At 63.3% G+C, this 379-nt stretch carries 1 protein-coding gene; it reads left to right on the top strand.

Features of this window, described 5'->3' with window-relative positions; all coding sequences use genetic code 11:
* Positions 1 to 61: 61 nt before the first annotated feature.
* Positions 62 to 379 (top strand): VOC family protein (locus tag P0D80_RS51405; RefSeq protein ID WP_408296702.1); only part of this gene is annotated, 318 nt, incomplete at its 3' end.

Here is a 379-nt window from a genome sequence, read left to right as displayed (position 1 = left end):
TTTCCACATACCCGAAGCCGTGAACGGGGAACCGGTACTCAACGCCTCTCAGGAGCCAGACATGAGCAACATTCCAATGCGGAGCGAACGCGCAGTGGAGACCCTGGACGCCGGCGCGTTCGACATGAAGCTCGAGATCGTCGTGATCCCTGTCTCGGACGTCGATCGCGCCAAGCGCTTCTATGGCGAGTTGGGTTGGCGGCTCGATCTCGACTTCAAGGCAGGGGACGACTACCGCGTGATCCAGTACACGCCGCCCGGCTCCGCATGCTCAGTCATGTTCGGCACGAACGTTACCGCGGCCGCCCCGGGCTCAGCCCAGGCGCTTCATCTCGTCGTCTCCGACATCGTGGCCGCGCGCAATGAACTGCTCCGTCGC

The sequence above is a fragment of the Paraburkholderia sp. RL17-373-BIF-A genome (genome assembly GCF_046030175.1).
Taxonomy (GTDB): domain Bacteria; phylum Pseudomonadota; class Gammaproteobacteria; order Burkholderiales; family Burkholderiaceae; genus Paraburkholderia.
This window is presented reverse-complemented; position numbering and strand designations above follow the sequence as displayed.